The organism is Nocardioides pelophilus, from assembly GCF_014180685.1.
In the GTDB taxonomy this organism is placed as follows: domain Bacteria; phylum Actinomycetota; class Actinomycetes; order Propionibacteriales; family Nocardioidaceae; genus Nocardioides; species Nocardioides pelophilus.
This window is the reverse complement of the sequence record NZ_JACEHF010000066.1, coordinates 1-10795: the sequence shown is the minus strand read 5'-3', so window position 1 is coordinate 10795 and position 10795 is coordinate 1. Positions and strand designations below refer to the sequence as shown.

Below are 10795 nucleotides of genomic sequence, written 5' to 3'. Positions count from 1 at the left end.
CCGGACCGGCGCCATGGAGGAGACGCCGGGCCACGAGGGGCTCCTGTTCCGGCACGCGCTGCTCCGCGACGCGGCCGACCGCTCCATCCCGCCCGCTGCGCGACGTGCCTGGCATCGACGCTGGGCCGCGGCGATCACCGCTCACCCGGGCGTGCTGCCTCCCGACCCGGCGCTGATCGCTGTCGCCCACCACTGGCACCACGCGGGCGACCCGGAGCGGTCGGCGCTGGCAGCGCTGGCGGCGACCGACGCCGCCCGGCGGACCGGGGGTGGCCCCGAGGAGCTCGCGCTGTGGGACCGGCTCCTGGAGCTCTGGCCGGTCGCGGGCCGTGCGGTCGAGAAGGTCGGCGTGACCCACTACGACGTCATCGACTCGATCCTGGGCCTGGCGATCACCTTGGGCGGAGACCGGCGGACGCTGGACCTCGTCGACCGCGCCGAGGCCGCGGCCGAGGACGAGGTCGAGCAGATCGCTATCCGGCTCCGACGGATCAGGGGAGCCCGGGCCAAGGGGGACTTCCTCCCGGCGATCGCGGAGATGACTCCCGAGCGTCGTCGTCGGTGGGAGGCGGTCCTGCGTTCGGCCCTCCCCGATGCCGGTGCGATCGCCCGCAACGCCTTGGCCCAGCTGGCATACCTCGACGACCTCGGGAGCGCGGACGCGGACCGGCTCCTCTCCGAGGTCCGCGAGCTGGCGCGGGCGGCGGGCGACGAGCGCGCGGTGCTCAGGACCTACGCACACCAGGCGTGGCGGTCGGAGGCCCAGGGTCAGCCGGAGCTCGCGGTCGACTACCTCACCCAGGTGCTGGAGACCACCGGGGTCGAGAGCACCTTCGACCTGTGGGCAGCCGAGGGCAACCTCGTCTGGTCGCTCAGCATCCTCGGCAGGTACGACGAGGCCCAGGGCGTCATCGCCCGCGCGATGAGCCGGCTGCCGGACCCCCACTCCGTCGGTGCGAACTTCGAGCACATCGTGGAGAACGCCGCCTTCGGCTGGATCAACACCGGTCAGTGGGCCCGGGCCGAGGAGCTGATCGTCACCGCCAAGCCGTACTGGAGCGACGGTCCGCGAACAGCCGACCTGCGACTGGCCGAGATCCAGCTGCTCCGGCTCGGCCGGCTCGACGACGTCGACTACTGGCGAGCGGCGATCGACGTACCTCCGTTTCCCGGTGGTGCCGTCCCGCGGTCGATCGCCGAGACGGTGGCCTGGCACGCGGCGTTCGCGGGCGACCTCGGGGAGATGCGCAAGCTGCTGGAGCCGTCGTGGACCGAGGCCGGGGTCGGTGCCGTGGACTGGAAGTCGGTGCTGTGGGCGCTCCGGTTCGAGGCGGACGCCGCGACCCGGCGACCGGATCCGGCTGACTGGGCAGCAGCCGAGTCCCACGTCGCCGAGATCGAGGCCACCGCCGGCCGGCTGTACCGGTTCGGCGACCTGGGCGCCGCGTGGGACGCCGAGCTCGCCGCCCAGCTGGCGCGGTTCCGCGGCGAGCCCCGCCGTGAGCTGTTCGCGGTCGCGGTCGAGAGGTGGGAGAAGGTGGGTCATCCGTACGACGCCGCGGTGGCCCGTCTGTGCCTCGCCGAGGCGGAGGTCGCCGGCGACCGGGACTCGGCGCGGCGACACGCGGAGGAGTCCCTGGCGACGGCGCGGGAACTCGGTGCCGAGCCGCTGGCGGGCGACGTCGAGGAGTTCCTGAAGCGCTACCGGTTGACGAGCCGCTCGGTCGAGACGCCGGGCAAGCCGGGTTCGCTGACCGCGCGCGAGCTCGAGGTGCTCGCCGTACTGGCCGAGGGCCGGACGAACGAGCAGATCGCCGCCGAGCTCTTCATGTCGCCCAAGACGGCGAGCGTGCACGTCTCGAGGATCATCGCGAAGCTCGGCGCGGCCAACCGGACCGAGGCGGCCGCGGTCGCCCGGCGGATCGGGCTGCTCTGACCGTCGGTCGTCGGCTCGCGGCCCTGGCTCGCGGCACCGTGTTGCGTCGGCCTGTGACCCGCGGCACACTGTTTACTGACCAATAGGTCAGTAAATCGAAGGAGGCCTCGTGACGTCGGCTGTCGACACCGACCTCCAGGCGGGGTTCGACGCGACGATCGCCGCCGGCGACCGGATCGAGCCGCGCGACTGGATGCCTGAGGGCTATCGCAGGACGCTGGTGCGCCAGATCGCCCAGCACGCCCACTCCGAGATCATCGGCATGCAGCCCGAGGGCAACTGGATCACCCGCGCGCCCTCCCTGCGCCGCAAGGCGATCCTGCTCGCGAAGGTGCAGGACGAAGCCGGGCACGGCCTGTACCTCTACTCGGCCTGCGAGACCCTCGGCGTCTCCCGCGAGGACCTGACCCGCCAGCTGATCGCCGGAGCGCAGAAGTACTCCTCGATCTTCAACTACCCGGCGCTGTCCTACGCCGACGTCGGCACCATCGGCTGGCTGGTCGACGGCGCCGCGATCTGCAACCAGGTGCCGCTGTGCCGCACCTCCTACGGTCCCTACGGGCGGTCGATGATCCGCATCTGCAAGGAGGAGTCCTTCCACCAGCGCCAGGGCTTCGAGCTGCTGGCGACGATGATGCGCGGCACCGACGAGCAGCGCGCGATGGTCCAGGAGTCGGTCGACCGGTTCTGGAAGCCCGCGCTGATGATGTTCGGCCCGCCGGACTCCCAGTCGAGCAACACCGAGCAGTCGATGGCGTGGGGCATCAAACGACACACCAACGACGAGCTCCGCGAGCGGTTCATCGAGATGACTGCGCCGCAGGCCGCGGCGCTCGGCGTGACGCTCCCCGACAACGACCTCGACTGGGACGAGTTCTGGACGGTCGTGAAGGGCGGCGGACCGTGCAGCGCGCAGCGGATCGCCCACCGCAAGCGCGCGTACGACGACGGGGCCTGGGTCCGCGAGGCGGCCATGGCCTTCGCGCAATCGGAGGTCGACGGGCTCGCGCAGCGAGTGTCACGAGACCAGGAGGCCGATCGATGACGAGCAGCGAGTGGCCCCTCTACGAAGTCTTCGTGCGCAGCAAGCGCGGCCTCAACCACGTGCACGTCGGGTCGCTGCACGCGCCCGACGACGCGATGGCGCTCCGGCACGCACGCGACGTCTACACCCGGCGCAGCGAGGGCGTGAGCATCTGGGTGGTCCGCTCCGACGCGATCACGGCGTCGAGTCCCGACGAGAAGGACCCGATGTTCGCGCCGAGCGGCGACAAGGTCTACCGGCACCCGACCTTCTACGAGATCCCTGACGATGTGCCGCACATGTAGTGGTCTCGAGGCTCGCTCCGCTCGCACCTCAACCACCGGAGACCGACCATGACCGACCACGACCTGGATCCCGACCACGACTCCGCCTACGCCGGCCTCCTCGTCGACGACGCGCACTGGGCGTTCGGCGAAGCCGCCCATGACGACCCGCTCGAGGGGATGGACCTGACGGTCCCCGACGGCGTCGACGCCGGCCTGCTGGCGGCGTACTGCCTGATGTTGGGCGACGACGCGCTGGTGCTGTCCCACCGCCTCTCGGAGTGGTGCAGTCACGCGCCCGACCTCGAGGAGGACATCGCGCTCGCCAACATCGCGCTCGACCTGATCGGCCAGGCCCGCCTGCTGCTGAACCGGGCGGCGGCGGCCGACCCCGGCGTCGTACCTGCGCTCCCCGAGGGCTCGCCGGTGCCCGCCGAGGACGCCCTCGCCTTCTTCCGCGAGGACGCGGAGTTCCGCAACGTGCGGATGGCCGAGGTGCCGAACGGCGACTTCGCCGAGACGATGACGCGGGTGCTGCTGATGTCGACCTGGCGGCTCGCGCTGCTCGAGCGGCTCACCGGCAGCCGCGACCCCGTGCTCGCTGCCGTCGCGGCCAAGGGCCTGAAGGAGGTCGCCTACCACCGCGACTTCGCCGCCCGGTGGTTCGTCACCCTGGCCCGCGGCACCGACGAGTCGCGACGGCGGCTGCTGGTCGCGCTCGAGGGGCTGTGGCCGCTGTGGCCGGAGCTGCTCGCCACCCATCCGGTCGAACGCGAGCTCGCAGCGGCGGGCGTCGGCGTCGACCCGTTCGACCTCACTGCCGAGGTGGATCGGGTGCTCGACGAGGTGCTGACGGCCGCGGACGTCGAGCGACCGGACCTGCCCCCGCTCGCCGGGGTGCGTGGTCGCACCGGCCGCGACGGCCTGCACACCGAGGCGCTGAGCCGGCTGCTGGCCGAGATGCAGGTGGTCGCCCGGGCGCACCCGAGGGGGCGGTGGTGAGGACGCTCGACATCGCTCGTGCCCAGGAGGTCGCGGCCACGGTCGTCGACCCCGAGCTGCCGATGCTGACCCTGGCCGACCTCGGGGTGCTGCGCGCGGTCGAGACGGCCGACGACGGCGGCCTGCTCGTGACGATCACCCCGACCTACTCCGGCTGCCCGGCGACCGCCGCGATGCGCGACGACCTGGTCCGCCGCCTGCGTGCCGAGGGGTACGACGACGTACGGGTGCGGATCGCGCTGTACCCGGCCTGGACCACCGACTGGATCACCGAGCGCGGGCGTGCCGCGCTCACGGCAGCCGGTATCTCTGCGCCGGGCCCGGCGCGGCCGGCCGGACCGACGCCACTGACCCTCCGGCCGGTCCGCCGCGACATCGCCTGCCCGCAGTGCCACGACACCGACGTCGAGCCGACCTCGGAGTTCGGCCCGACCGCGTGCACGGCGCTCTACCGCTGCCGCGCGTGCGGTGAGCCGTTCGAGCACGTCAAGGAGATCTGAGTGTCCACCGCCGCGGCCACGCCGACCCGCACCGTCTTCCACCCGCTCCCGGTCGCCGGGGTCGAGCGGCTGACCGACGACTCGGCGGCGGTGACCTTCGACGTGCCGCCGGACCTGGCGGAGGTCTTTGCCTTCGCGCCCGGCCAGGCGCTGCTGCTGCGCCGCACCATCGACGGCGTCGAGCACCGCCGCCACTACTCGATCTGCGCGCCGGCCGGCGCCCCGCTCCGGATCGGCGTGCGCGAGGTTCCCGACGGCCTCTTCTCGCAGTGGCTCGTGCACGGCGTCCAGCCGGGCGACGTGGTGGAGGTCGCGGCGCCGACGGGCAGCTTCCGTGTCGACCCCGCGGAGGGCGGGCGGCACCTCTGCATCGCCGCCGGCTCCGGCATCACGCCGATGCTCTCGATCGCCACGTCGGTGCTGGCCAACCCGGCGAGCCGGGTGACCCTGCTCTACGGCAACCGGACCACCTCGTCGGTGATGTTCGCCGAGGAGCTCGCCGACCTGAAGGACGTGCACCCGGCGCGATTCGAGCTGATCCACGTGCTGTCCCGCGAGCCGCGCGACGTCGAGCTGTTCAGCGGCCGGCTCGACGCCGACCGGCTGCGGCGGTTGCTGACGACGGTCGTCCTGCTCGACGTCGACCACGTCTGGCTGTGCGGCCCGTTCGCGATGCTGACCGACGCCCGTGCGGTGCTGGCCGAGCTCGGCGTACCTGCCGACCGGGTCCACGTGGAGCTGTTCTACGTCGACGAGCCCCCGCCGCCGGTCCACCACGCCGACCGGGTCGTCGAAGGCGTCACCAGCGAGGTCACCGTGGCGCTCGAGGGCCGTCGTACGACGACGCTGGTGCCGCGCGACCGGCGGATCCTCGACGCCGTCCAGGAGGTGCGCAGCGACCTGCCGTTCGCGTGCAAGGGTGGCGTCTGCGGCACCTGCCGCGCCCGGGTCGTCGAAGGGGAGGTCGAGATGGTGCGCAACTACGCGCTCGAGCCCGACGAGGTCGAGCGCGGGTTCGTGCTCACCTGCCAGAGCCTGCCGGTCAGCGACCGGGTGACCGTCGACTTCGATGCCTGACGTCCGCTCACCGCTGCAGACCCTCGAACGCGAGCGCGGTCACCGCGTCCGCGAGGTGGTCGGCGCTCTCGTCGTGGCCGGGCCGCACCCACTCGACGAGGGAGTTGACCATCCCGAACAGCAGCCGGCTCAGCAGGTCGGGCGGGATGTCGCCGCGCAGGTGGCCCTCCGTCACTGCCGCCTGCACCATCGCGGCCAGCCGGGCGTCGAGCCCGCGCCGCCGCGCCAGAGCGTCCTGCTCGGCGGCACTGTTGCCGTGCACGCGCAGCAGCAGGGTCACGGCCGGCAGGTGCTCGACGAGCACGACGACGCTGGTGCGGACCGCGGCGCGCAGCCGTTCGATCGCGGTCAGGTCGGGGTCGGCCTCGATCCGGTCCAACGCGGTGTTCAGCGAGTCGAGGGCCTCGTCGAGGGCCTGCTGGAGCAGGTGCTCCTTGCTCGGCACGTGGTGGTAGATCGCGGACTTGGAGAGCCCGAGCTCGCCGGCCAGGTCACCGACGCTGGTGCCGTCGTACCCCCGCTGGTTGAAGAGCTCGATCGCCCGCCGCAGCACCGTGGCCTGGTCGTAGCCCGGCCGTCCCCGCCGCGGCCGGTCCTCGGTGCTTCCCTGCTCGTCCACCCGCACACATTCCCACGCCACGCCCTACTCCGGAGGCAACCATGACCGACGCACCCGTGATCGTCGAGCGGCTCGAGGCCGTGGCCACGGTCGTCCTCAACCGGCCGGACCGCCGCAACGCCCTGACCCGCGAACTCAAGGAGGCGCTGGTGGCGGCGCTGCACGACGTCGCTGCGGACGCCGACGTCCGTGCGGTCGTGCTCACCGGCTCCGGGTCCGCCTTCTGCGTCGGGCAGGACCTCGCCGAGCACGCCGCGGCGCTGGAGGCGGACCCGGCGACCGCGTTCGACACCGTCGCGACCCACTACTCGCCGATCGTCACCGCGCTCGCGACCATGCCGAAGCCGGTGGTCGCGGCCGTCAACGGCACCTGCGTCGGCGCCGGGCTCGGCTTCGCGCTGGCCTGCGACCTGCGCGTGCTCGCCGCGGGTGCGACCCTCGGCACCGCGTTCTCGGCGATCGGCCTCACCTGCGACTCCGGCCTGGCGAGCACCCTGCCGCGGGCCGTCGGGGAGGCGCGCGCCCGGGAGCTGGTGCTGCTCGGCCGCAACTTCACGCCCGAGGAGGCGGGACCGTGGGGCATCACCGGTGAGGTCGTGCCGGCCGAGGACGTGCTCGCGACCGCGAAGAAGACCGCGACCCGGCTCGCCGCCGGCCCGACGGCGGCGTACGCCGAGTCCAAGCGACTCCTCGCGCACGGGCTCGACCGGCCCCTGGCCGAGACCCTCATCGAGGAGGCCGTCGGCCAGGCGAGGTGCGGCCGCACCCAGGACCACCGGGGCGCCGTCACCGCGTTCCTCGACCGCGAGCGGCCCACGTTCACCGGCCGGTAGCCACGCGTCCGGCCTGTGGTCAGTCGTCGCTGCCGGACTCCTCCACGGTGAAGTCGGGCACGCCGTTCACGCACACCACGTGGATCTCGACCTCCCGCTCGCCGTCGGTCGAGCGGAACTTCACCTCGATCTCCCGGCCGCCCTCCCGCTCGGCCTTGTCGACGACGAAGCCGTCGTGCGGGCTGGCGCCGTCGAGGCGCAGGGTCGGTCCGGTGCACGACACGCGGAGCAGACCTGCCTCGCCCTGCCAGGTGCTGGTCCGCTCGACCTGATCGGGCTGCTGCGTGGTCGTGGGCGGGGGCTCGGTGGTCGGCGGGGCGGACGAGGCGGGCGGCTGGGTCGTCGGGTCGGCCCCGGTGCTGCCGGTGGTCGGGTCGGGGGTCGGTCTCGGTGTCCGGCTCGGTGTCCGGCTCGGCCGCGGCGCGCTGGTCTCGGTCGTCGCCGGAGCAGAGGTCGGCGCCGGGCTGACCGCGTCGTGCGCCGGCTCGGCGAGGATGCTCCCGCCGGCACCGTCGATGACCCACCACGCGAGCGCGGCGACGAGCACGACGACACCCGCCCAGGCCAGGGGCAGGACGATCCACCAGGGCTTCTTCATCGCCACTATTCTCCCGACTTCCAGCGCGACTGGGGGCGTTCCCGTACCTTCGGAGTATGGCGAGCGTCGTCGTGGTCGAGGACGACCCAGCCATTCGCCGAGGCCTGATCAGAGGGCTGACCGAGCGCGGCTACGCCGTGACGTCGTACCCCTCCGGGCTGCCGGCCCTCGAGCACGTCGTCAAGGAGCGACCCGACGTGGTCGTGCTCGACCTGGGCCTGCCCGACGTCGACGGGCGCAAGCTGCTCGCGATGATCCGCGCGGTCTCCGACGTGCCGGTGATCGTGGTGACGGCGCGCGACGACGACCAGTCCATCGTCGCCACCCTCGACGAGGGCGCGGACGACTACGTCGTCAAGCCGTTCGGCATCGAGCAGGTCGCCGCCCGGATCCGGGCCGTGCTCCGCCGGTCCGCGAGCGAGGCCGCGGGTGACCGGATCGAGATCGGCGAGCTGGTGATCGACCCCCGCGCGCGCCGGGCGACCCTGGCGGGTGAGGAGATCGAGCTGGCCCGCCGGGAGTTCGACCTCCTGCTCGCGCTCGCGTCGCGGGCCGGCGAGGTGGTCACCAAGCGGGAGCTGCTGTCGGAGGTCTGGCAGCAGCCGTACGGCGGAGCCGACCGCACCCTCGACGTCCACCTGTCCTGGCTGCGGCGCAAGCTCGGTGAGACGGCGGCCGAGCCCCGCTACCTGCACACGGTTCGGGGGGTGGGCGTCCGGCTCACGGCGCCGACCGAGAGCCGCGCGGGATGAGGCGCCGGATCGGTTGGCTGGTCGCGGGCACGACATCAGCGGTGATCCTCGGCTTCGTCGTCCCGCTGTGCCTGCTGGTCCAGACGCTCGCCCACGAGCGGGCGGTCAGCAGCGCCCACGACGACGCGGACGACGTGGCGCTCGTCGTGTCGGGGCTGCACGGTGACCCGGGGCTGACCGATGTCGTCCAGACGGCGACCGCGAGCACCTTCGCCGAGACGAGCGTGGTCACACCCGCCGGGCAGGTGCTCGGCGCTCAGGTGGCCGACCTGTCGACCGACCCCGACGTCGTACGAGCGCGGGAGGGGGAGGCGTTCACGGCGTCCGACGACGACGGAGTGGCCGTCCTGACGCCGGTGGTGACGGGGGAGGGCACCTACGTCGTGCGGGCGTGGGTCGGCGACGACCAGCTGACCGCGGGCGTCGCCCGGGCCTGGCTCGCGATCGGTCTGCTCGGGCTGCTGCTCATCGTGGCCGCCATCGTGATCGCCGACCGGTTCGCCCGCCGGATCTCCACGCCGGTGACCGGGCTCGCCGACATCGCGCTGCGGCTGCGGGACGGCGAGCTCGACGTGCGCGCCGAGCCGAGCGGGCCGCCGGAGACGGTCGAGCTCGCGGTCGCGCTCAACCAGCTCGCGGACCGGATCAGTGAGCTCCTCGTCGCCGAGCGGGCGGCCGTCGGCGACCTCTCGCACCGGCTGCGGACGCCGGTCACCGCGCTGCGGCTCGACGCCGAGGCGGTCACGGATCCCGAGGTCGCCGGACGGCTGCAGGGGCACGTCGCCAACCTCCAGCGCACGGTGGACGCCATCGTGCGCGACGCTCGTCGGCCGGTGCGGCACACGATCCGGGCGGGGTGCGACGCGCGTCTGGTCGTCGCGGACCGGATGGCGTTCTGGTCCGCGCTCGCCGAGGACCAGGGGCGGCCGGTGGACGTCCGGTTGACCGGTACGCCGGCGCCGGTCGCGGTCGATGCGGCCGACCTGACCGACGTGCTCGACGTCCTGGTCGACAACGTGTTCGCCCACACGCCCGACGACGCCGCCCTCCGGGTGACGATGGCGATGTCCGACGGCCAGGTCGTGATCGAGGTCGCCGACAGCGGTCCCGCGATCGCTCCCGACGGTGGCGCCGGCGAGCGTCCGGGGTCGACGGGTCTCGGCCTCCAGATCGCGCGGCGCACGGTCGCGGCGATCGGGGGCACGATCGAGATCAGGTTCGGCGCCGGGACGACGGTCCGGCTGAGCCTCCCGGTCGCGGACCACACGGGCTCCTGACTCAGTCGTCGTCCTCGTGGTCCTCGTCCTCATCGCCGTGGTCCTCGTCCTCGTGGTCCTCGTCCTCGTGGTCCTCGTCCTCGTGGTCCTCGTCCTCGTCCCGGTCGTCGTCCCGGTCGTCACCGTCGTCGTCACCGTGGTCGTCCCGGTCGTCGTCCCCGTCGTCACCGTGGTCGTCGCCGACCTCGTCGTGCTCGGAGCCGGGGCCGGGCGGACGGGCCGGCGCGACGACCGGCAGGGGCGGCGGCGCGGGCGCGGCGACGTACTCGATGACGGTGCGCTCCTCGCGACGGATGCAGAACTTGCCGCGCAGGGTCGTTCCCTTCGGGCAGTCGGCGAGGACCGTGACGTCGTCGGGCGGCGGCGTCGGGCGGGTGTAGGGAGACGCAGGGGAGGAAACGGCGGCCGTAGCCGCCGGGGCGCTGTCCGCGGGTGCGACAGCTTGGTAGGAGGCGACGCCGGGGGTGACGGCCCCCGCCGCGCTGACGGCCGTGACGACCAGGGTGGTGAGCTTCATGCCAGCAGCCTGGCGGCGTGAGCGATAGGCGCACCTTCGGAGACCCTCAAGGCCGCGTCAAGGAACGGCGTCCGGCATGACCCGCTCTTAACGGAACGCTGAGGCCCTCCTACGGGCGCAGGGCCGAGCATCGGCATCGTCCCCGCCCGAGGAGGAGCGAAATGACGTACGACGCCAAGCGACGCGACCGGTACCGGTTCGCCGTCGCTGCGGTCACCGGACTGGCCACCTGCGCGGTCGCTGCCGCGACCGGCGCGGCCACCGGACTGGCCGCGGCCGAGACCGCGCAGCAGCAGGCCGCCGACACCGCCAGCCCGCAGCAGCCACCGCCGGCGCAGGTCTATCCGGCCACCGCGCCGACGACGCGGGTGCTGAC

Annotated in this window: 13 protein-coding genes; 10 read left to right on the top strand and 3 right to left on the bottom strand. The window is 73.2% G+C overall.

The window, feature by feature from the left end; translation table 11 throughout:
• The 6 genes from H0488_RS23655 to paaE all read left to right on the top strand — a co-directional run.
• Positions 1 to 1936, top strand: a 1936-nt coding sequence (locus H0488_RS23655; RefSeq protein WP_220794514.1) for a response regulator transcription factor, incomplete at its 5' end; no start/stop codon positions are given.
• 109 nt (positions 1937 to 2045) lie between these two features.
• Entirely contained in the window at positions 2046 to 2981 is a 936-nt protein-coding gene (paaA, locus tag H0488_RS12340) for a 1,2-phenylacetyl-CoA epoxidase subunit PaaA (protein ID WP_183099575.1), read from the top strand.
• Positions 2978 to 3265, top strand: coding sequence for a 1,2-phenylacetyl-CoA epoxidase subunit PaaB (gene paaB, locus H0488_RS12335; RefSeq protein WP_183099574.1), 288 nt, complete (start codon positions 2978 to 2980; stop codon positions 3263 to 3265). Before paaA ends, paaB begins: the two co-directional genes overlap by 4 nt.
• A gap of 48 nt (positions 3266 to 3313) precedes the next feature.
• Positions 3314 to 4246 (top strand): 1,2-phenylacetyl-CoA epoxidase subunit PaaC, encoded by a 933-nt coding sequence (gene paaC / locus H0488_RS12330; protein WP_183099573.1) that lies wholly within the window; start codon positions 3314 to 3316, stop codon positions 4244 to 4246.
• Positions 4243 to 4746: a 1,2-phenylacetyl-CoA epoxidase subunit PaaD gene (paaD, locus tag H0488_RS12325; protein ID WP_312856310.1), complete on the top strand. Its 504-nt coding sequence runs from the start codon at positions 4243 to 4245 to the stop codon at positions 4744 to 4746. Before paaC ends, paaD begins: the two co-directional genes overlap by 4 nt.
• Positions 4747 to 5823 carry a 1,2-phenylacetyl-CoA epoxidase subunit PaaE gene (gene paaE / locus H0488_RS12320; RefSeq protein WP_183099572.1) on the top strand — a complete coding sequence of 359 codons (1077 nt, stop codon included), beginning with the start codon at positions 4747 to 4749 and terminating at the stop codon, positions 5821 to 5823.
• 7 nt (positions 5824 to 5830) lie between these two features.
• Here paaE and H0488_RS12315 read toward each other — a convergent pair whose 3' ends face one another.
• On the bottom strand, positions 5831 to 6442 hold the full coding sequence (locus tag H0488_RS12315; RefSeq protein WP_183099571.1) for a TetR/AcrR family transcriptional regulator: 612 nt from the start codon (positions 6440 to 6442) through the stop codon (positions 5831 to 5833).
• Between the two features lie 41 nt (positions 6443 to 6483).
• Between H0488_RS12315 and H0488_RS12310 the strand changes: the two genes are divergently transcribed.
• On the top strand, positions 6484 to 7275 hold the full coding sequence (locus H0488_RS12310) for an enoyl-CoA hydratase/isomerase family protein (protein ID WP_183099570.1): 792 nt from the start codon (positions 6484 to 6486) through the stop codon (positions 7273 to 7275).
• Positions 7276 to 7294: 19 nt separating this feature from the next.
• Here the strand turns inward: H0488_RS12310 and H0488_RS12305 are convergent, their stop codons facing one another.
• On the bottom strand, positions 7295 to 7873 hold the full coding sequence (locus tag H0488_RS12305; protein WP_183099569.1) for a hypothetical protein: 579 nt from the start codon (positions 7871 to 7873) through the stop codon (positions 7295 to 7297).
• A gap of 56 nt (positions 7874 to 7929) precedes the next feature.
• Between H0488_RS12305 and H0488_RS12300 the strand changes: the two genes are divergently transcribed.
• Entirely contained in the window at positions 7930 to 8625 is a 696-nt protein-coding gene (locus H0488_RS12300; protein WP_183099568.1) for a response regulator transcription factor, read from the top strand.
• Positions 8622 to 9902 carry a sensor histidine kinase gene (locus tag H0488_RS12295; protein ID WP_183099567.1) on the top strand — a complete coding sequence of 427 codons (1281 nt, stop codon included), beginning with the start codon at positions 8622 to 8624 and terminating at the stop codon, positions 9900 to 9902. The genes H0488_RS12300 and H0488_RS12295 overlap by 4 nt, the downstream gene beginning before the upstream one ends.
• A gap of 1 nt (position 9903) precedes the next feature.
• On the opposite strand, the gene H0488_RS12290 is transcribed toward H0488_RS12295, so the two are convergent.
• Complete coding sequence (locus H0488_RS12290; RefSeq protein WP_183099566.1) at positions 9904 to 10419, bottom strand: hypothetical protein; 516 nt, start codon at positions 10417 to 10419, stop codon at positions 9904 to 9906.
• Positions 10420 to 10580: 161 nt separating this feature from the next.
• Here H0488_RS12290 and H0488_RS12285 point away from each other — a divergent pair.
• Positions 10581 to 10795 (top strand): hypothetical protein (locus H0488_RS12285; protein ID WP_220794513.1); only part of this gene is annotated, 215 nt, incomplete at its 3' end.